Raw genomic sequence first — 20,523 nt, forward strand, 5'->3', positions numbered from 1 at the left:
GTGATCGATCGTCACGACGGAGCGATGCCATGTTTTCACATGTTTGCGTGGGCGTCAGCGATACCGCGCGCGCGTACGACTTCTACGCGCCGCTGTTCGCGGAACTCGGGCTGCGGCTGAAGTTCAGCGAGCCGGACGGCTGGTCGGGCTGGATGCCGGCCGACACCGACCGGCCGCTGTTCTTCTTCGGCCGGCCGCTCGACGGCCGCGCGCCCGAACCCGGCAACGGCCATACGATCGCATTCGACGCGCCGACCCGCGCGCAGGTCGACCGCTGCCACGCGCTCGCGCTGCAGCAGGGCGGCACCTGCGAAGGGCCGCCGGGCCTGCGGCCGCACTATCACCCCGACTACTACGGCGCGTATTTCCGCGACCCGGACGGCAACAAGCTGTGCGTGGTCTGCCATCGTCCGGAGTAGCAGGTGGTTGTCAGGATTGTATCGATAGTTGGCCGGATAGTGCCGATGGCGGCGATGCGTCCGCCGTACGCTGAATGCTCATCACCACACGATTCAGCGAGGAGACGACGATGCACCTGACGATTGACGATCTGCCGGTTGCGATCCGCACGGCGAAAAGGGCGCTGCGCGCCGATCTGCCCGGTTACGCGGCCACGTTCCGCGAACTGGAGGGCGATATCGCGCGGCAGGTCGACGCGATCCGTCGCGCGCACGCGCACGGCCGCGACGTGATCCCGGTATTGCGATTCGCGGATATCGCGAACGGCACCGTCGATCCGCAGGCGATCGCCGCGATCCGCACGCACGGCGCCGCGGTGATCCGCGGCGTATTCGACGCGCAGCAGGCGCGCGACTGGAACGACGAGATCGGCGCCTATCTGGATGCGAACCGCTTCGCCGAGCGGCTGCATGCACGCGCCGAGGACCGCTACTTCGGCAATCTCGCATCGGGCAAGCCGCAGATCTACGGCGTCTACTGGTCGAAGCCGCAGGTGGCCGCGCGGCAGTCGCCGGCCCTCACGCAGGCGCGCGTGTTCCTGAACAGCCTGTGGCGTCATGCCGACGGCGCGCGCAGGCATTTCGACCCGGACCAGGTGCCGGCCTACGCCGACCGGATCCGCCGCCGGCCGCCGGGTTCGACGTCGCTCGGGCTGTCGCCGCATGTCGACGGCGGCTCTGTCGAGCGCTGGCTCGGCGCGAATTTCCGGCAGGTCTATCGTCACGTGCTGGCCGGCCGCTGGCGCGCTTACGATCCGTTCGACGCGGCGTTCCGCCCCGACGTCGAGGAGATTCCATCGCCGGCCGTGTGCTCGATGTTCCGCACGTTCCAGGGCTGGACCGCGCTGACGCCGCAGGGGCCTGGCGACGGCACCCTGCAGCTGATTCCGGTCGCGAACGCGATGGCGTATGTCGTGCTGCGCGCACTGCAGGACGACGTCGCCGACGACGACCTGTGCGGCGCGCGTCCGGGCCGCGCGCTGTCGATCCTGCCCGAATGGCACGCGCTGCTGCTCGACGCGCTGGTGCCGATCCCGCACATGGAGGCGGGCGACGCGGTGTTCTGGCACGGCGACGTCGTGCATGCGGTCGAGGATGCGCATCGCGGCAGCGGCGACAGCAACGTGATGTACATCGCGGCCGCGCCCGGGTGCGCGAAGAACGACGCGTACCTGCAGCGCCAGCGGCTCGCATTCCTGCGCGGCGACAGCCCGCCGGATTTCCCGGCCGATCATTTCGAGGTCGACTTCGACGGACGCGGCGGCGAGGGCGATCTCACGCCGCTGGGCCGTGCGCAAATGGGGTTCGCGCCCGTCAGCGCATGACGGACGCGCCGCATGCATCGGCCGCATCCGCACCGCGCGGAACGGCCGTTTGCGCCGCGCCCGGCGGCCGTCTGCCGAATCCGCTGCATCCCGCCTGCAATTCGACGCGATCGGCTGCGGGCGCGCCCGAATTCGACGCGAATTGCGCAATTTGACTTCCGATAATGGTCCGGACACAACGCAGCTGCCCCGTGCGCCGCACGGGGGCAGCGTGACCATGGAGGAGTCGATGCAATTCACGCAAGCGATCGTTCGCCGTCCCGCGCCGTCCTGCGGCGCGGGTCTCACCACCGCCGCGCTCGGCGCGCCCGACTACGACAAGACGCTCACGCAGTTCCACGCGTACTGCGACGCGCTGCGCGGGCTCGGCGTCGAGCTGACCGAGCTGCCGCCGCTGGACGCGTTTCCCGATTCGCACTTCGTCGAGGACGTCGCCGTCGTCACGCCCGAATTCGCGGTGATCACGCGTCCCGGCGCACCCGCGCGGCGCGGCGAGACGGTGCACATCGAAGCGGCGCTCGGCGCGCATCGCGACCTGCTGCCGATGCAGGAAGGCCGTCTCGACGGCGGCGACGTGATGCAGGTCGGCAAGCGCTTCTACATCGGCCTGACGGGCCGCACCGATGCCGAGGGCATCGCCGCATTCGAGTCGCTGGTGGCCCGCTACGGCTATTCGGTCGTCGCGGTGCCGGTCGGCGCGGGGCTGCATCTGAAATCGGTCGTCAACGCGCTCGGCGACGACACGCTGCTCGTGACCGAGGCGCTGGCCGCGCATCCGGCGTTCGCCGACTATCGCCGCATCGCGATCTCGGCCGCCGACGAATACGCCGGCAACACGCTGCGCGTGAACGGCACGCTGATCACGCCGGCCGGCTATCCGCGCGTGCACGACGCGATTCAGTCGCTCGGGATGCCGCTGCACGTGATCGACACGAGCGAGTTCCGCAAGATGGACGGCGGCCTGACCTGCCTGTCGCTGCGGTTCTAGCCGATTGGCGCGCGGCCGCTTCGGCCGGATAATGTGGCCCCCGCGCGGAACCGGAGGAGACGCTCCGCGCACCAGCCACGACCCGACCGGAGCGAACGCGGATGACCGACAAGAAGATGCAGCTCGACAAGATCGATCTCCGGATCCTCGACATCCTGCGTACCGACGGGCGGATTTCCTACCGGAAGCTGTCCGAGCTCGTGAACCTCACGCCGCGGCCCTGCCAGGCACGCGTGGAGCGGCTCGAGGCGCTCGGCGTGATCGAAGGCTACCGCGCGGTGATCAACGCGCCGCGCGCGACCAAGCCGATCGTCGTGATCGCGCAGATCGTGCTGGCCGACCACGGGCGTTCGCAGGCGCCGTTCGAGGACGAGATGCGGGCCAATCCGGCCGTGCTCGATTGCTGGCTCGTCAGCGGCACGTTCGATTTTCTCGTGCGGCTCGCGTGCGAGGATCTCGACGAATACCGGCGGATCGCGAACGCGTGGCTGGAAAGCCCGCGGTTCCGGATCGAGAAGATCGTGACGACGGCCGAGCTGCAGGCGATCAAGCGCAGCGTCGTCTGACGCGGCCGTGCGCGTCCGGGCCGCCGGCATCGGACGCGCGACCCGGCGGCAGGACCATTTTTTGACGCGGATAACCGGGCCGATCGATTGGTATTCCGAATCAATTCGAGCGGCCCGAATCCAACAGGGTGAACACTATGGATGCTTTGCAAGCGGCAGCGCAGACGGCCGCGCCGTCCGGAACGGCGCTCAAGCGCCGGCTGCAGAGCCGCCACATCGCGATGATCGCGATCGGCGGCTCGATCGGCACGGGGTTGTTCGTCGCGTCGGGCGCGTCGGTCGCGCAGGCGGGGCCGGGCGGGGCGATCGCCGCGTATATCGCGATCGGGCTGATGGTCTACTTCGTCGTCACCGGGCTCGGCGAGATGGCCGCGCTGATGCCGGTGTCGGGCTCGTTCGCGATCTACGGCGAGAAGTACGTCGACGAAGGCTTCGGCGTCGCGCTCGGCTGGACCTACTGGTACAGCTGGGCCGTGACGATCGCGATCGAGCTGGTCGCCGCGCAGATCGTGATGCGCTACTGGTTTCCGGCGGTGCCGGGCGTGTGGTGGGGCGCCGGGTTCCTGGTGCTGATCTTCCTGCTGAACACGCTGTCCGTGCGCGGTTTCGGGGAATCCGAATACTGGTTCTCGCTGATCAAGGTCGTCACCGTGATCGCGTTCATCGCGGCGGGCTTGCTGATCGCGGCCGGCCTGCTCGGCAACGGGCAGCCGGTCGGCTGGCGCAACTTCAGGACCGGCGACGCGCCGTTCGTCGGCGGCGTGCACGCGATGATGAGCGTCGCGCTGATCGCGGGCTTCTCGTTCCTCGGCACCGAGCTGGTCGGGATCACGGCGGGCGAGTCGGAAAACCCGCGCAAGACGATCCCGCGCGCGGTGAAGCAGATCTTCTGGCGCATCATGCTGTTCTACGTGCTCGCGATCTTCGTGATCGGCCTGCTGGTGCCGTACACCGATCCGAACCTGCTCAAGAGCGACGTGACTGATATAGGCGTCAGCCCGTTCACGCTCGTGTTCAGCCATGCGGGCTTTCCGCTCGCCGCGGGCGCGATGAACCTCGTGATCCTGACGGCCGTGCTGTCGGCCGGCAACTCGGGCACGTATGCGGCCACGCGGATGCTGTACAACCTCGCGGCGGAAGGCCGTGCGCCCGCGATGTTCGCGACGCTGTCGCCGGGCGGCGTGCCGCGCAACGCGCTGTACGCGACGATGGCGGTGGGCGGGCTGTGCTTCCTCACGTCGCTGACCAACAACCAGAGCATCTATCTGTGGCTGCTCAATACGGTCGGCATCACCGGCTTCATCGCGTGGCTCGGCATCGCCGTTTGCCACTACCGGTTCCGCAAGGGCTTTCTGAAACAAGGCTACCGGCTCGAGCAGCTGCCGTATCGCGCGAAGTGGTTCCCGTTCGGGCCGCTGTTCGCGATCGCGATCTGCATCGTGATCTCGCTCGGGCAGGATTACCAGGCGTTCTTCGCCGCCCGCGTCGACTGGATGGAAGTGCTGTCGATCTATGTGTGGATCCCGCTGTTCGTCGCGATCTGGTGGGCGTATCGCCGCGTGCGCAAGAGCCGGCTCGTGCGCTACGAGGAGATGGAGATCGGGCCGTGGCTCACGCGCTCGGTCGAGGCCGTCGATGCGGCGGTCGCGCAGCACGGGCAGCCGCACTGAGCGTGACGCGGCGCATGCGCGGCGACGGGGCCGGCTCGCGCAACGCGGCCGGCTCCGGTGAAGCAGGCGTGCTGCCGCTGCGCCTTCATGAAATCCACCCGCGCGGGAGGCGTGGCGCCGCTACTTGTCCAGCTCCGGGTAGTGCCGGAAGATCCCCATGTCGTTGAACGGGATGCGGCGCTCCGACTCGAGATAGCGCGCGACGGGCGGATGCGCCGCGACGCGGTCGTGCAGCCCGACGAGCCCCGCGACCTTGCGTTCCTCGCGCTTCATCGCCTTCGGGAACGCGTAGCGCAGGCCTTCGATCAGCTGGAAGATCGACAGATCCGCGTAACTGAGCGCGCTGCCGGCGATGTGCCCGCCTTTGTGCGGATTCTGCGCGAGCACGCGATCGAAGTAGCCGAGGAATTTCGGCAGCCGATGTTCGAGGAAATCGGCCGCGCGCTCGGCGGCTTCGGCCTTCTGGTCCTCGTAGTAAAGGCCGCTGCCGATCGGGTGATGCGTGTCGTGGATCTCGGTGACGAAATCGGCGACGGTCAACTGAAGCTGATGCACCCACAGCCGGCCGGCTTCGTCGTCGGGCGCGAGCCCCAGCCGCGCGCCGAGAAACAGCAGAATGTTCGCGGCCTGCCCGACGACCATGTCGCCGGCCTTCAGGAACGGCGGCGCGAACGGCACGCATTCGGCCTTCGTGCTGTCCATCAGCCGCATCATCGCCGACACGCCCATGCCGCGCCCCGATTCGCGCGCGACATCGACGTAGTCGGCCTCGGCCGCTTCGAGCGCGAGCCGTACGTATTCGCCGCGGCCCTGGATTTCGGGCCAGTAATAGAGTTCGTATCGCATGCAGTGCTCCTGTCCGGTCGATGCGTCGGGCGATGCCAGCATCGTGATGGCGGGAAGGGCGGCCGCGCGCCGCCCGTTGCGAATAGACAGTCTAGGAGATCGTGCGGGAAGTGCGGTGCTTGCCGCGCATCACGCACCGCGCTCGTCGCGCTCGCCGCCTTCCGGGCCGTAGAAGAACACCCAGGTCGAGAAGTCGTCGGAGAAGCCGACGAAGCGGTGCGACGCGAATGCGGGGACGAACAGCACGTCGCCCGTCGCGACGCCGCATTCGCGCCCGTCCACGATGAACCGCGACGTGCCGGCGGCGATCACGTAGACCTCGTCGCGCGTGTGCGGCGTCTGCAGATCCTCGCCGCGCGGCCGGTACAGCTCGATGTCGAGCGTGCCGTGTCGAAACAGCGTGGTGAACAGCGTGCCTTCATCGTCGAGGCGGGCGAGCGATTCGTTGATGCCGAGCTTCATCGTCGTGGGCTCCGGGTTACGGATCGTGGGAACGAGGGCATGCGGGTTGCACCATCGTAGCGCGAAATCCGCAGCTCGGCCGGCGGTGCGCGACCCTGCCTGCGAATCGCGTCGCGCGCCATCGATGAAACGGCGGCACCACGATCTCACCACCGATGAAACGAATCGGTCCGCCGGCGAAACGGCGCGGCGATCGTCGGCATGCGTGCGACAGCTTCACCGCAATTTAATAAACGCGCACTACGATCGCGCATCGTCAATCGACGGAGCGTCGTGCTGCGTTTCACGCTTCGATGCTGCCGCCCGTCGCGGATCTCCGCGATTCGCCAGATTGCCATTTCCCCTGACCCCGCGAATTGCACCGCCGCGCGATGCCGCCGCATGCGATTCGCATTGTTTCGCATTTCTTATGAATTCGAATGCATCGACTGCTTCACGCAGAAAATTCCTTGCCGCCGCACCCGGTATCGCAGCGGCGCCGCTGTTGAGCGCATGCGGTGGCGACGACGTCGCATCGGCGCCGCTCACCGATGCGGCGCTGGCCGCGCAGATGTCCGCGAAGCTGAACGCCCAGCTCGGCGATGCGGCGACGGTCGACGCGATCCTGCCCGCGCTGACCGATGTCGGCTTCACCTGGGACCTGCCGACGGTGCCGGCCGCGCAGATCGGCGCGATCGTCGCGTACAGCTTCGGCAATCGCCCGAACGCCGCGAGCGGCAACACGTCGAGCACGGGCGGCAACCAGTCCGCGTTGCCCGATCCGGGGCCCGTCAATGAAGCGCTCGCGGACGCCGTGTACCGCATCCGCCAGCTGAAGCCGGTCAAGGTCTACGCGCAGTGGGAAATCGCGCGCTTTCTCGTGTCGAAATACGGGATGGGCGCCGACGTGCTGTCGTCGGTCGAGCCGGTGATCGCGAGCGACGGCACGATCGTGTACCTGAGCACGGCCGGCGTCGCGGCCGAGGCGGTTACGCGTGCGGGCGGCGCGGCTGCGATGGGCACCGTCGCGGTGGTCGGCCATCGCGACCATGCGAAGCGCTGCATCCAGACCTCGCAGCAGGCCGGCATGAAGGCGGCCGCCGTCGCCGAGGTGCCGCTCCCGACCGTGTACGACCCGCAATCGGGCCAGCCGTGGACGCGCAACCGCAGCCTCTACCTCGTGCACGACATGTATGCGCAGATGCTGACCCGCGCGATCGCCGCGACGATGCAGGCGTTTCCGAAGGGCTGACGTCTGCCGTTCTCCACTCGAATCTCATGACCATGACGACCCGCCGCCATTTCCTCGCTTCCTCTTCGCTGCTCGCTGCATCGTGCGCCGCCGTCGCGCCCGCGCGCGCGAGCGGTGCTCCCGTGTCCGATGCGGAACTCCAGCGCCAGATGCTCGGCAAGCTGACCGACGAACTGAACGATCGCGCGACCGCGGCCGACGAGACCGGCTACCTGCTCGACACGTCGTTCTCATGGACGCCGCCGGGCGTCGATGCGGCCGCCATCAACACGATCGCCGCGTTCGGCTTCGGCAGCCGCGCGGGCGCGTCCGGTGCCGCGCCCGTCCCGGGCCCGGTGAACGAGGCGATCGCCGATGCGGTGTTCCAGCTTCGGCAAAAGGCCGCGGCGCCGATTTACGCGCAGCAGGAAGTCGCGAGCGTGCTCGCGTCGAAGTACGGACTGACGGCCGGCGTGACGTCGATCGCGACGCGGGCACCGGCCGCCGGCAGCCCGATCCCGACCCCCGACGGCGTCGTCGCCGCGATCGTCCGACAGGCCGGCTCGGCCGCGGCGCTCGGCAAGGTCGGCATCGTCACGCATCGGGATCAGGCGTCGCTCGCCGTGCGCGTGTCGAGCGCTGCGGGAATGCAGGCCGCGGTACCGGCCGGGCTGACGCTGCCGGTGTTCTACGACAGCGCCGCGCAATTGCCTGCATTGCGGCGTCGCGATCTCTACCTGCTGAGCAACGCGGGCGTGCAGCTCGGCGTGCTGCGGCTCGCGCTGATCAACCGCGAATACCCGAACGGCTGACGTTCCCCGTTTGGCTGGTAATGCCGATACAGGTATTGACACTACCAGCCAAACCACTGTTTTTAATGGGTTTTTTCGCGCCGCGCCCGCGCCGCGGCGCGTTCTGCGTGGCATAATCGACCGCATCCGCAAGGCTTGTAGTCACAACGACCCCGCATACCCATGGCACAGACTCTCTACGACAAACTGTGGAATACCCACGTCGTCCACACCGAGGACGACGGCACGGCATTGCTCTACATCGACCGTCAGCTGCTGCACGAAGTCACGAGCCCGCAGGCGTTCGAAGGGCTGAACGTCGCGCACCGCCCGGTGTGGCGCATCAGCGCGAACCTGGCCGTGTCGGACCACAACGTCCCGACCACGGATCGAAGCCACGGCATCGCCGATCCGGTCTCGAAGCTGCAGGTCGACACGCTCGACGCGAACTGCGATGCGTTCGGCATCACGCAGTTCAAGATGAACGACGTGCGTCAGGGCATCGTGCACATCATCGGGCCGGAGCAGGGCGCGACGCTGCCGGGCATGACGATCGTCTGCGGCGACTCGCACACGTCGACGCACGGCGCGTTCGGCGCGCTCGCGCACGGCATCGGCACGTCGGAAGTCGAGCACGTGCTCGCGACGCAAACCTTGCTGCAGAAAAAGAGCAAGAACATGCTCGTGAAGGTCGAGGGCACGCTGCCGCGCGGCTGTACCGCGAAGGACATCGTGCTCGCGATCATCGGCAAGATCGGCACGGCCGGCGGCACGGGCTACGCGATCGAATTCGGCGGCTCGACGATCCGCGCGCTGACGATGGAAGGCCGGATGACCGTCTGCAACATGGCGATCGAAGCCGGCGCGCGCGCGGGCATGGTCGCCGTCGACGACACGACGATCGACTACCTGAAGGGTCGTCCGTTCGTGCCGACTGGCGCGGAATGGAACCAGGCCGTCGAGTACTGGCGCGAATTCAAGTCCGACGAAGGCGCGCAGTTCGACCGCGTCGTCGAGCTGAACGCGGCCGAGATCGTCCCGCAGGTCACGTGGGGCACGTCGCCGGAAATGGTCACGTCGATCGACGGTCGCGTGCCGGACCCCGAGCGCGAGAAGGATCCGGTCAAGCGCGACGCGATGGAGCGCGCGCTGGCCTACATGGCGCTCGAGCCGAACACGCCGATCGAGTCGATCAAGGTCGACAAGATCTTCATCGGTTCGTGCACGAACGCGCGCATCGAAGATATCCGCGCAGCCGCCTACGTCGTGAAGAAGCTGAACCGCCGCATTGCGTCGAACGTGCGGCTCGCGATGGTCGTGCCGGGCTCGGGCCTCGTGAAGGCGCAGGCCGAGCGCGAAGGGCTCGACAAGGTGTTCACCGACGCGGGCTTCGAATGGCGCGAGCCGGGCTGCTCGATGTGCCTCGCGATGAACGCCGACCGGCTCGAGCCGGGCGAGCGCTGCGCGTCGACGTCGAACCGCAACTTCGAAGGCCGGCAAGGCGCGGGCGGTCGCACGCACCTCGTGAGCCCCGCGATGGCGGCGGCGGCGGCGATCGAAGGCCATTTCGTCGACATTCGCCAGCTGGGGTAACGCGTGACGGCATCGAAGCTCATCGCGCGGCTGGTGGCCGCGCTGGCGCTCGCGGGGCTGGGCTTCGGCCTCGCGGGCTGCAATACCGTCCGAGGCTTCGGCCAGGACGTCAACGCCGCCGGCAATGCGCTGCAGCGCGCCGCGGACTGACGCCCACCGAGAATTTGTCGATGTGCGCCGGCTGAATGCCGGCCCTCCAACCGGATAGACGGATCATGGAAAAATTCACTGTACATACCGGCGTCGTGGCGCCGCTCGATCGCGAGAACGTCGACACCGACGCGATCATCCCGAAGCAGTTCCTGAAGTCGATCAAGCGCACGGGCTTCGGTCCGAACGCGTTCGACGAATGGCGTTACCTCGACCACGGCGAGCCGGGCCAGGACAACTCGAAGCGCCCGCTGAACCCGGACTTCGTGCTGAATCAGCCGCGCTACCAGGGCGCATCGGTGCTGCTGGCACGCAAGAACTTCGGCTGCGGCAGCTCGCGCGAGCACGCGCCGTGGGCGCTGCAGCAGTACGGCTTCCGCGCGATCATCGCGCCGAGCTTCGCCGACATCTTCTTCAACAACTGCTACAAGAACGGGCTGTTGCCGATCGTGCTGACCGAGCAGCAGGTCGATCACCTGTTCAACGACACGTATGCGTTCAACGGCTATCAGCTGACGATCGACCTCGATGCGCAGGTCGTGCGCACGGGCGACGGCCGCGAGTATGCGTTCGACATCACCGCGTTCCGCAAGTACTGCCTGCTGAACGGTTTCGACGACATCGGCCTGACGCTGCGTCACGCGGACAAGATCCGCCAGTTCGAAGCCGAGCGGCTCGCGAAGCAGCCGTGGCTCAACAACAAGCTGGTCGGCTGAGATTGCCTCCGGGCGGGCGCGCATGACGCGCGCTCGCCGACCTGCCACCCATACCTATCCAGTCAGGAATAACGCATGAAGATTGCAGTGCTGCCCGGCGACGGCATCGGTCCGGAAATCGTCAACGAAGCGGTCAAGGTGCTGAACGCCCTCGACGAAAAGTTCGAGCTCGAGCGGGCGCCGGTTGGCGGCGCGGGCTACGAGGCGAGCGGTCATCCGTTGCCGGACGCGACGCTGAAACTCGCGAAGGAAGCCGACGCGATCCTGTTCGGCTCGGTCGGCGACTGGAAGTACGACTCGCTCGAGCGCGCGCTGCGCCCCGAGCAGGCGATCCTCGGGCTGCGCAAGCATCTCGAGCTGTTCGCGAACTTCCGTCCGGCGATCTGCTATCCGCAGCTCGTCGATGCGTCGCCGCTGAAGCCGGAACTGGTCGCGGGCCTCGACATCCTGATCGTGCGCGAACTGAACGGCGACATCTACTTCGGCCAGCCGCGCGGCGTGCGCGCGGCACCGGACGGCCCGTTCGCCGGCGCGCGCGAAGGCTTCGACACGATGCGCTACTCGGAACCGGAAGTGCGCCGCATCGCACACGTCGCGTTCCAGGCCGCGCAAAAGCGCGCGAAGAAGCTGCTGTCGGTCGACAAGTCGAACGTGCTGGAGACGTCGCAGTTCTGGCGCGACGTCATGATCGACGTGTCGAAGGAATACGCGGACGTCGAGCTGTCGCACATGTACGTCGACAACGCGGCGATGCAGCTCGCGAAGGCGCCGAAGCAGTTCGACGTGATCGTGACCGGCAACATGTTCGGCGACATCCTGTCGGATGAAGCGTCGATGCTGACGGGCTCGATCGGCATGCTGCCGTCGGCGTCGCTCGACAAGAACAACAAGGGTCTGTACGAGCCGTCGCACGGTTCGGCGCCGGACATCGCGGGCAAGGGCATCGCGAATCCGCTGGCGACGATCCTGTCGGCCGCGATGCTGCTGCGCTATTCGCTGAATCGCGCGGAGCAGGCCGATCGCATCGAGCGCGCCGTGAAAACGGTGCTCGAACAAGGCTACCGCACCGGCGACATCGCGACGCCGGGCTGCCAGCAGGTCGGCACGGCGGCGATGGGCGACGCGGTGGTCGCCGCGCTGTAAGCGCGCGGCAAGGCAACAGGCAGTCAAGATAGAAAAGGGCGCGAACGGGCCGCGAAATCGGCCGGTTCGCGCGCGGTTGGCCGTTGTGCGGGCAACCGGCTTTGTGTAGACTCGAACGATGGCGCTGATTTCCCTGATCTCCCCGGTCCTGAAACTCCACGGCAACACTGCCCGTGCGGGTGCGCGCGCCATCGTCATCACGAAAACCATTACCACGAAAACGATCATTAAACGCTGATCGCCGTCGTGCCCGCCTGTTTCCCCGCGCGGTCACGCGGGGACGGAAATGGCGGGGAAGCTCCATTCAAGCAAAGGGTTAGTCATGAACGTAGGTCTCGTAGGTTGGCGCGGCATGGTCGGCAGCGTGCTGATGCAGCGCATGCAGGAAGAAGGTGATTTCGACCTGATCGAACCGGTGTTTTTCAGCACCAGCAACACGGGCGGCAAGGCGCCGTCGTTCGCGAAAAACGAGACTACGCTCAAGGACGCGACCAACGTCGACGAGCTGAAGAAGTGCGACGTGATCATCACGTGCCAGGGCGGCGACTACACGAACGACGTGTTCCCGAAGCTGCGCGCGGCCGGCTGGAACGGCTACTGGATCGATGCGGCCTCGTCGCTGCGGATGAACGACGACGCGGTCATCATCCTTGATCCGGTCAACCTCGACGTGATCAAGGACGCGCTCGTCAAGGGCACGAAGAACTTCGTCGGCGGCAACTGTACGGTCAGCCTGATGCTGATGGCGCTCGGCGGCCTGTTCCGCGAGAACCTCGTCGACTGGATGACGGCGATGACCTACCAGGCCGCATCGGGCGCGGGCGCGCAGAACATGCGTGAACTGCTGTCGCAGATGGGCACGCTGCACGGTTCGGTGCAGGAGCAACTCGCCGATCCGGCTTCCGCGATTCTCGACATCGACCGCCGCGTGCTCGCGACGATGAACAGCGACGCGATGCCGACGAGCCACTTCGGCGTGCCGCTCGCCGGCTCGCTGATCCCGTGGATCGACAAGGATCTCGGCAACGGGATGTCGAAGGAAGAGTGGAAGGGCGGCGCGGAAACCAACAAGATCCTCGGCAAGCCGGCCATGGGCGAGCCGGGCTCGATCCCGGTCGACGGCCTGTGCGTGCGGATCGGCGCGATGCGCTGCCACTCGCAGGCGCTGACGATCAAGCTGAAGAAGGACGTCCCGCTCGACGAAATCAACGGCATCCTCGCGTCGGCGAACGACTGGGTGAAGGTCGTGCCGAACGAGCGCGAAGCGTCGATGCGCGACCTGTCGCCGGCGAAGATCACCGGCACGCTGACGGTGCCGGTCGGTCGCCTGCGCAAGCTCGCGATGGGTGGCGAATACCTGTCGGCGTTCACGGTCGGCGACCAGCTGCTGTGGGGCGCGGCCGAGCCGCTGCGCCGCATGCTGCGCATCCTGCTCGACAAGTAAGTCGGGCCGCGCCGCGCGCGGTGCGCGCGTGACGCGAAACGCCTGCCAGCCCTTCGCGGGGCGGCAGGCGTTTTTTTGTCCGGCGTCAGGTCTTGTGCGGACCGCCCATTGCGCGGAAGTCCCGAACCGCTCGCGCGGCCGGGGCTTTTCCTGCATCGCCATCCTTTGGCACGAGGAATCGATGCGACGCGAAGTACAAGGAGGGGCCGAATTCGTTCCGGAACCCGATGCCGTCGTCCGGTTTTTCATCGATTGATGATCCTCTTTTGACAAAACCGGCGCGTGCGATTCTGTGCCCGGATCGGCGATGCCTTCGCGCGATTCGCGCACCGACGGCCCGACGCGGTCGGCCGTAAGGTCGCGGCGCAGGCGCGGACGGCCGCATCCGCAGGCGACGAATTCGGCCGGAACGCGATCGTGTGAAGTAAACTATGCGGTTACGACGCGCAGAGCCGCCCAAAGCGTCGCGTTCTGCGCGACGCTTTTGCATTTCTGCGGCGACTTTATTGACGCTTCCCTACGCGAATCCGAGCCGCGCCCGCGCGCGGCGATAGAGCCTACGATGTCCCGAATTTCCTTGTTTCCGCGTCAGTCCCGTCTGGCGCGCGCCGTGCGTGGCGCGCTGGCGATCCTGGCGCTCGGCGCGGCCGCTTCGGCCTGGGCGGCCGGTTCCGGCGAGCTGCCGGCGTCTGCCGCCGGCGGTGCCGCGCCGCTCAACGTGACGGTCCAGCCGGGCCAATCGTTGAACGACCTCGCGAAAGCCGCGACGCAATCGCACGATCCGGGCGTGCTCGCGCGCGCCGGCCGCGCGCTGTTCGACGCCAATCCGCAGGCGTTCATGAAGCACGACCCGAGCCGCCTGAAAGTCGGCGCGACGCTGACGGTGCCGGCGCTCGATGCGACCGGCGCGGCGCTCGTGCCGGCTGCTGCGTCGGGCACGGCGGCGGTCGCGCAGCATGGCGCGTCGGCGCCGCATCCTGGGTCGGCCGTGCAAACCGCGCCGGCCGTATCGGCCGCGCATACGGCGCCGGTCAGCGGGGCGAGCGTCACGGTTGCAGCCGGGGCAGCGGCAGGCGCGTCGGCTTCGAGCGGCGCGTCCGCCGCGCACGGCGCGTCGACGGTCGAATCCGTCCAGTCGCCAGCGGCTGCGGCCGGCGCAAGCGGGCCGCACGTGTGGAACGGCGCGATCCAGTCCGCACCGTCGTCCGCCAGCGAGGCCGTGACGCAGGCCGGACCGGGCGGTGCGGCTCAAGGGATGCACGAACCGTCTGCAGCAGCGCCCGTCGCGGGTGCGTCGCAGCCGCGGCCGTCGAGCCTGCAGCAATTGCTCGCGCTGAAGAACCGCGTGCTGATGGAACTGCAGAAGCACGGGATCGGGAAGCCGGCCGCCACGAACAACGTTGCACCGGCGCCGGCGCCCGCTGCGCCGCGTCCCGCTGCGAACGGCACGAACGGCACGAACGGCACGAACGGCACGAACGGCACGAACGGCACGAACGGCGCGAACGGCGCGAATGATGCGGCGGCGTCAGCTGCCGCGTCGTCGTCGGCTGCGAGCGAAGCGTCGTCCGGCGTGGCCGCGAGTGCGGTGCAGCCGGCCGTGCCGGCGGCGACCGCCGCGCCTGCACGCGGTTCGGAACAGATCGACTGGCGTCCGGCCGCAGCGGCCGGCGCCGCCGTGGTCGTGCTGGCGGCCGGTTTTGCGTGGCGCAAGCGCCGGAAAGCGCGGCCGACCGACGAAACCGCACCGGCATCCGGCGGGACGGCTGTTGCCGACGGCGGTGCATCGTCGTCGCCGGTCGCATCCACCGAGCCAGTGCAGCCGATTCTCCCCGAGACGCCGTTGGCCCGCGACGCGGCCGCCGATCTGAGTCTAGTCACGGCCGCGGCCGCAGCGGCGGAGACGTTCGAGACGCACGAACCCGAAATCCCGTCGCCGTCGGAAACGGCGAAGCCGCACGACGTTCAGGCGGAAGCATCGTCCGCGCGCATCGCACCCGACAGCGAAGCAACGCCGGCCCCGCACGACGAGAAGCCTGTCGCGGAACCGGCCGCGGACGAGCCGCTCGTCACGCCCGCCGCAGCACCCGCGACGAACGACGCGCAGCACGCAGCGCTGATGCAGAACGCGATCAGCGCGCTCAACAGCCTCGACATGCCGCTGCCGCCGCGTACGGCCGATGAGCCGTCCGCACGGGAAGGGCAAGCCGAAGGCGGGCAAATCGCAACTAACGGTCAATCCGCCGCGCACCCGCCAGTTGGCGCGACCGATCCGTCCCCGCAACATCCGGCCGACCACGACGACGAGTTCGACTGGGATCCGGACGCGGCAACGCCTGCCTCTCACCCGGGCGGTGCCGCCGCGCCGTCGTCGCTGCCGCCGCTCGGCGTCGCGCAGTTCGGCGCGCTGAAGCTGGATTTCGATCTCGACCTGCCGTCCGCGCCGGGTGCCGTGCTGCCCGCGCTGACGCCGGAGGAACTCGCCCGCATCGCCCGCAACAAGCTGGATCTCGCGTCGGAGTACGTGCAACTGGGCGATCTGTCTGGCGCGCGCACGCTGCTGCAGGAAGTGGTCGACGCGAACGACGCCGCCACGCGCGACGATGCGCGTGCGCTGCTCGCGAAACTCGCGGAAGAGGCGTGATGCGGATCGCGCTCGGGATTCAGTACGACGGCGCCGCTTTCTGCGGCTGGCAGGCGCAGCCGCACGGCAAGACCGTGCAGGATGCGCTCGAGCGCGCACTCGGCGCGTTCGCATGCGTGCCGCTGCACACGACGGTCGCGGGGCGGACCGACACGGGCGTGCACGGGCTCGGACAGGTCGTGCATTTCGATACGGAGCTCGATCGCGCGGATTTCTCGTGGGTGCGCGGCACCAACGCATTTCTGCCGCCGACCGTGTCCGTGCAGTGGGCGAAGCCGATGCCGGACGCGTTCCACGCGCGTTTCTCGGCGTTCGAACGCACGTACTACTACGCGCTGTACGTGCATCCCGTGCGCTCGCCGATGCTGGCCGGCCGCGCGGGCTGGATCCACACGCCGCTCGACGACGACGCGATGCGCGCGGCCGCCGCGCATCTGATCGGCGAGCACGACTTCTCGTCGTTCCGGTCGTCGGAATGCCAGTCGAAGACGCCGGTCAAACACCTGTACCAGATCGACGTGCGGCGCGCGGGCCACTTCATTCATTTCCGCTTCCGCGCGAACGCGTTCCTGCACCACATGGTGCGCAACCTGATGGGCTGCCTCGTCGCGGTGGGGCGCGGCCGCTATCCGGCCGACTGGCTCGCCGACGTGCTGGCCGGGCGCGATCGCAATCTCGCGGCGCCCACGTTCATGGCCGACGGGCTGTACCTCGCCCATGTCGGCTACCCGGCGGAATTCGCCGTCCCGCCCGCGCAGCTCGGCAGCGTGCCGTGGAGCAGCGTCTGGGCCGATCTGGACCCACAACCATGACGGATCACGCCGTGTCTTCTTCGATCTCTGCCGCGGCCGGCCTCGCGCCGCGCACGCGCATCAAGCTGTGCGGCCTGTCGCGCCCCGAGGACGTGCTGCATGCCGCCGCGCTCGGCGCCGACGCGATCGGCCTCGTGTTCTATCCGAAGAGCCCGCGCGCGGTGTCGATCGCGCTGGCGGCTGAACTCGCGAGCCTCGCGCCGCCGTTCGTGTCGGTGGTCGGGCTGTTCGTGAACGCGACCGAAGCGGAGATCGAGGCGGTCGTGCGCGACGTGCCGCTCACGATGCTGCAATTGCACGGCGACGAGACGCCCGAGCAGTGCGACGCCCTCGGCCGCGCGGCGCGCCTGCCGTGGTTGCGCGCGGTGCGCGTCGGCCCCTCGACGCAGCCGGCCGATTTGGTAGAATCGGCTCTTCATTATTCGAAAGCGCGCGGCTTCCTGTTCGACACCTTGGTGCCGGACTACGGTGGTAGCGGCAAGGTCTTCGATTGGTCTCTTATTCCCGCAGAGCTCGCGCATCGGGCCGTTTTGAGTGGTGGCTTGAGCGCGCAAAACGTCGGTGATGCGATTCGCCAGTTGCGTCCGTTTGCTGTCGATGTCTCGAGTGGCATCGAAGTGGAGGGCGCGAAGGGCGTGAAGGATCACGCCCGGATGGCGGCGTTCGTACGCGCGGTGCGCGAAGCGGACGCCGGGTGATGCAAGAAGGTGCGGCCCCGACAGCGGGGCGCACCGACCGATCGAGAGTGACACCATGTACAACCTTCCTGATGATCGCGGCCACTTCGGCCCGTATGGCGGCGTGTTCGTCGCCGAAACGCTGATTCACGCGCTGGACGAACTGCGCACGGCGTATGAAAAATTCCGGAACGACCCCGATTTCGTCGCCGAGTACGAGCGCGAACTGAAGTACTTCGTCGGCCGTCCGTCGCCGATCTATCACGCGCAGCGCTGGAGCGAGACGCTCGGCGGCGCGCAGATCTACCTGAAGCGCGAGGACCTGAACCACACCGGCGCGCACAAGATCAACAACGTGATCGGCCAGGCGCTGCTCGCGAAGCGGATGGGCAAGAAGCGCGTGATCGCCGAGACCGGCGCCGGCCAGCACGGCGTCGCGACGGCGACGATCTGCGCGCGCTTCGGCATGGAGTGCATCGTCTACATGGGCGCCGAGGACGTGCGCCGCCAGGCCGCGAACGTCTACCGGATGAAGCTGCTCGGCGCGACGGTCGTGCCGGTCGAATCGGGTTCGCGCACGCTGAAGGACGCGCTGAACGAAGCGATGCGCGATTGGGTCACGAACATCGAAAGCACGTTCTACATCATCGGCACGGTCGCGGGCCCGCACCCGTATCCGGCGATGGTGCGCGACTTCCAGCGCGTGATCGGCGACGAGTGCAAGGTGCAGATGCCGGAACTCGCCGGCCGGCAGCCGGACGCGGTGATTGCGTGCGTCGGCGGCGGCTCGAACGCGATGGGCATCTTCTATCCGTACATCGACGATGCTTCCGTGCAGCTGATCGGCGTCGAAGCGGCCGGCGACGGCCTCGACACCGGCCGTCACGCGGCGTCGCTGATCGCCGGCAGCCCCGGCGTGCTGCACGGCAACCGCACGTACCTGCTGCAGGACGACAACGGCCAGATCATCGAGACGCATTCGGTGTCGGCCGGCCTCGACTATCCGGGCGTCGGCCCCGAGCACGCATGGCTGAAGGACAGCGGCCGCGCGCAGTACGTGCCGATCACCGACGACGAGGCGCTGAAGGCGTTCCACGACTGCTGCCGGATCGAGGGGATCATCCCCGCGCTCGAGTCGAGCCACGCGATCGCGTACGGCGTGAAGCTCGCGCCGACGTTGCCGAAGGACAAGATCCTGCTCGTCAACCTGTCGGGCCGCGGCGACAAGGACATGCACACGGTCGCCGAGCGATCGGGCATCGCGCTCTGACCCCGACCGATGCGTGACCTGATCGAACAACCGGGCGGCGGCGCCGCGAGCGAAGCGGAGGCGGTGCAGCCTGCCGTCGCCGTGCCGCGCGCACGACCGTCCGGGATCGAGCTGCACAACCGCGATTTCATGACCGAAGCCGCGCGCCTGCCGGATGCGTCGATCGACCTGATCGTCGCCGATCCGCCGTACGGGCTCGGCAAGGACTACGGCAACGACTCGGACAAGCGTTCGGGCGACGATTTCCTCGCGTGGACGCGCGAGTGGCTCGAGCTCGCGATTCCGAAGCTCAAGCCGAGCGGGTCGATGTACATCTTCTGCACGTGGCAGTACGCGCCGGAAATCTTCAGCTTCCTGAAGACGAAGCTCACGATGGTCAACGAGATCATCTGGGACCGGCGCGTGCCGAGCATGGGCGGCACGACGCGCCGTTTCACGTCGGTGCACGACAACATCGGCTTTTTCGCGGTTTCCAAAGCGTATTACTTCGATCTCGATCCGGTCCGCATCCCGTACGACGCCGACACGAAGAAGGCCCGCTCGCGCAAGCTGTTCGAAGGCAGCAAGTGGCTGGAGATGGGCTACAACCCGAAGGACGTCTGGTCGGTCTCGCGCCTGCATCGGCAGCACGCGGAGCGCGTCGATCATCCGACCCAGAAGCCGCTGGAAATCATCGAGCGGATGGTGCTCGCAAGCTGCCCGCCGGGCGGCCGCGTGCTCGATCCGTTCATGGGCAGCGGCACGACCGCGGTGGCCTGCGCACGGCAGGGGCGCGACTTCGTCGGCTACGAGATCAACGAAAGTTATTGCGCGATCGCGCATGAGCGCGTGAGCGCGCTCGTCGCGCCGGCGTGCGCGTGAGTCGCGCCGCCGAGTCGCCGATCGCATCAAGGAAAATTGCCATGTCCTCCCGTATCCAGCAGACCTTCGCCGCACTCGCCGAACAAGGCCGCAAGGGCCTGATCCCGTTCATCACGGCCGGCGACCCCGATCCCGCGAAGACCGTCGAATTCATGCACGCGCTCGCCGAAGGCGGCGCCGACGTGATCGAGCTCGGCGTGCCGTTCTCGGACCCGATGGCCGACGGCCCCGTGATCCAGCGCTCGTCGGAACGCGCGCTCGCGCGCGGCGTCACGCTGAAGAGCGTGCTCGCCGACGTGAAGCGCTTCCGCGAGACCGACCAGAAAACCCCCGTCGTGCTGATGGGCTATGCGAACCCGATCGAGCGGATGGGCGTCGACGCGTTCGCGGCCGAAGCGCAGGCGGCGGGCGTCGACGGCGTGCTCGTCGTCGACTATCCGCCCGAGGAAGCGGGCGTGTTCGCCGAGAAAATGCGTGCCGCGCAGATCGATCCGATCTTCCTGCTCGCGCCGACGTCGACCGACGAACGCATCGCAGACGTGGGCAAGATCGCGAGCGGCTACGTGTACTACGTGTCGCTCAAGGGCGTGACCGGCGCCGGAAATCTGGATGTTTCGAGCATTGCGGGTAAAATCCCGGCCATCAAGTCGCGCGTGCCGGTTCCGGTGGGCGTCGGCTTCGGCATCCGCGACGCCGAAACGGCGCGCGCGGTGGCCGAAGTGTCGGACGCCGTCGTGATCGGCAGCCGCCTGGTGCAGCTGCTCGAGAGCGCCGCGCCGGAGGGCGCCGCCGCCGCGCTGAAGACTTTCATCGCCGAGCTGCGCGCCGCCCTGGACGGCGCCGGCAACACGGCGCGATAAACACAACACAGGAAGCGGGAACGGGCCGGTCGGCCCG

21 protein-coding genes are annotated in these 20,523 nt (G+C 67.9%); 19 read left to right on the forward strand and 2 right to left on the reverse strand.

What is annotated here, in order from left to right; genetic code table 11:
* Nucleotides 1–29: 29 nt before the first annotated feature.
* The 5 genes from DID98_RS08530 to DID98_RS08550 all read left to right on the forward strand — a co-directional run bounded on the left by DID98_RS08530 (nt 30) and on the right by DID98_RS08550 (nt 5,007).
* Nucleotides 30–419 carry a VOC family protein gene (locus DID98_RS08530; RefSeq protein ID WP_124486399.1) on the forward strand — a complete coding sequence of 130 codons (390 nt, stop codon included), beginning with the start codon at nt 30–32 and terminating at the stop codon, nt 417–419.
* Between the two features lie 110 nt (nt 420–529).
* Entirely contained in the window at nt 530–1,783 is a 1,254-nt protein-coding gene (locus DID98_RS08535; protein WP_124486398.1) for a DUF1479 domain-containing protein, read from the forward strand.
* 229 nt (nt 1,784–2,012) lie between these two features.
* Nucleotides 2,013–2,771 (forward strand): dimethylarginine dimethylaminohydrolase family protein, encoded by a 759-nt coding sequence (locus DID98_RS08540; RefSeq protein WP_124486397.1) that lies wholly within the window; start codon nt 2,013–2,015, stop codon nt 2,769–2,771.
* A gap of 101 nt (nt 2,772–2,872) precedes the next feature.
* On the forward strand, nt 2,873–3,337 hold the full coding sequence (locus DID98_RS08545) for an Lrp/AsnC family transcriptional regulator (protein WP_124486396.1): 465 nt from the start codon (nt 2,873–2,875) through the stop codon (nt 3,335–3,337).
* Nucleotides 3,338–3,474: 137 nt separating this feature from the next.
* Entirely contained in the window at nt 3,475–5,007 is a 1,533-nt protein-coding gene (locus DID98_RS08550; RefSeq protein ID WP_124570563.1) for an amino acid permease, read from the forward strand.
* Nucleotides 5,008–5,127: 120 nt separating this feature from the next.
* On the opposite strand, the gene DID98_RS08555 is transcribed toward DID98_RS08550, so the two are convergent.
* The gene (locus DID98_RS08555; protein ID WP_124486394.1) at nt 5,128–5,853 is read right to left on the reverse strand and encodes a glutathione S-transferase; all 726 of its coding nucleotides are present in this window, start codon (nt 5,851–5,853) and stop codon (nt 5,128–5,130) included.
* Between the two features lie 129 nt (nt 5,854–5,982).
* Nucleotides 5,983–6,315: a cupin domain-containing protein gene (locus DID98_RS08560; protein ID WP_044843808.1), complete on the reverse strand. Its 333-nt coding sequence runs from the start codon at nt 6,313–6,315 to the stop codon at nt 5,983–5,985.
* Nucleotides 6,316–6,724: 409 nt separating this feature from the next.
* On the opposite strand from DID98_RS08560, the gene DID98_RS08565 reads away from it, so the two are divergent.
* The 14 genes from DID98_RS08565 (at nt 6,725) to trpA (ending at nt 20,486) form a co-directional block, all read left to right on the forward strand.
* The gene (locus DID98_RS08565; protein WP_124570564.1) at nt 6,725–7,546 is read left to right on the forward strand and encodes a hypothetical protein; all 822 of its coding nucleotides are present in this window, start codon (nt 6,725–6,727) and stop codon (nt 7,544–7,546) included.
* A 32-nt stretch (nt 7,547–7,578) separates the two neighbouring features.
* Nucleotides 7,579–8,337, forward strand: a complete 759-nt coding sequence (locus DID98_RS08570; RefSeq protein ID WP_124570614.1) for a Tat pathway signal protein — start codon at nt 7,579–7,581, stop codon at nt 8,335–8,337.
* A 162-nt stretch (nt 8,338–8,499) separates the two neighbouring features.
* Nucleotides 8,500–9,909 (forward strand): 3-isopropylmalate dehydratase large subunit, encoded by a 1,410-nt coding sequence (leuC, locus tag DID98_RS08575; protein ID WP_044843810.1) that lies wholly within the window; start codon nt 8,500–8,502, stop codon nt 9,907–9,909.
* A 3-nt stretch (nt 9,910–9,912) separates the two neighbouring features.
* Nucleotides 9,913–10,059: an entericidin A/B family lipoprotein gene (locus DID98_RS08580; protein WP_011658379.1), complete on the forward strand. Its 147-nt coding sequence runs from the start codon at nt 9,913–9,915 to the stop codon at nt 10,057–10,059.
* 65 nt (nt 10,060–10,124) lie between these two features.
* On the forward strand, nt 10,125–10,775 hold the full coding sequence (leuD, locus tag DID98_RS08585) for a 3-isopropylmalate dehydratase small subunit (protein ID WP_044843811.1): 651 nt from the start codon (nt 10,125–10,127) through the stop codon (nt 10,773–10,775).
* 75 nt (nt 10,776–10,850) lie between these two features.
* The gene (leuB, locus tag DID98_RS08590) at nt 10,851–11,918 is read left to right on the forward strand and encodes a 3-isopropylmalate dehydrogenase (RefSeq protein WP_124521338.1); all 1,068 of its coding nucleotides are present in this window, start codon (nt 10,851–10,853) and stop codon (nt 11,916–11,918) included.
* 118 nt (nt 11,919–12,036) lie between these two features.
* Complete coding sequence (locus tag DID98_RS08595) at nt 12,037–12,156, forward strand: hypothetical protein (RefSeq protein WP_006756675.1); 120 nt, start codon at nt 12,037–12,039, stop codon at nt 12,154–12,156.
* A gap of 84 nt (nt 12,157–12,240) precedes the next feature.
* Nucleotides 12,241–13,362, forward strand: coding sequence for an aspartate-semialdehyde dehydrogenase (gene asd, locus DID98_RS08600; protein WP_057923940.1), 1,122 nt, complete (start codon nt 12,241–12,243; stop codon nt 13,360–13,362).
* 562 nt (nt 13,363–13,924) lie between these two features.
* The gene (locus DID98_RS08605) at nt 13,925–16,006 is read left to right on the forward strand and encodes a FimV/HubP family polar landmark protein (RefSeq protein WP_124521340.1); all 2,082 of its coding nucleotides are present in this window, start codon (nt 13,925–13,927) and stop codon (nt 16,004–16,006) included.
* Entirely contained in the window at nt 16,006–16,818 is an 813-nt protein-coding gene (gene truA, locus DID98_RS08610; protein ID WP_185500371.1) for a tRNA pseudouridine(38-40) synthase TruA, read from the forward strand. The genes DID98_RS08605 and truA overlap by 1 nt, the downstream gene beginning before the upstream one ends.
* Complete coding sequence (locus DID98_RS08615; protein WP_124521511.1) at nt 16,815–17,516, forward strand: phosphoribosylanthranilate isomerase; 702 nt, start codon at nt 16,815–16,817, stop codon at nt 17,514–17,516. Before truA ends, DID98_RS08615 begins: the two co-directional genes overlap by 4 nt.
* 55 nt (nt 17,517–17,571) lie before the next feature.
* The gene (gene trpB, locus DID98_RS08620) at nt 17,572–18,765 is read left to right on the forward strand and encodes a tryptophan synthase subunit beta (protein ID WP_044843817.1); all 1,194 of its coding nucleotides are present in this window, start codon (nt 17,572–17,574) and stop codon (nt 18,763–18,765) included.
* A gap of 9 nt (nt 18,766–18,774) precedes the next feature.
* On the forward strand, nt 18,775–19,626 hold the full coding sequence (locus DID98_RS08625) for a site-specific DNA-methyltransferase (protein ID WP_124486388.1): 852 nt from the start codon (nt 18,775–18,777) through the stop codon (nt 19,624–19,626).
* 41 nt (nt 19,627–19,667) lie between these two features.
* Entirely contained in the window at nt 19,668–20,486 is an 819-nt protein-coding gene (trpA, locus tag DID98_RS08630; RefSeq protein ID WP_044843819.1) for a tryptophan synthase subunit alpha, read from the forward strand.
* Nucleotides 20,487–20,523 lie beyond the last annotated feature (37 nt).

Origin of the sequence: Burkholderia sp. Bp8984 (genome assembly GCF_003853755.1) — a bacterium.
In the GTDB taxonomy this organism is placed as follows: domain Bacteria; phylum Pseudomonadota; class Gammaproteobacteria; order Burkholderiales; family Burkholderiaceae; genus Burkholderia.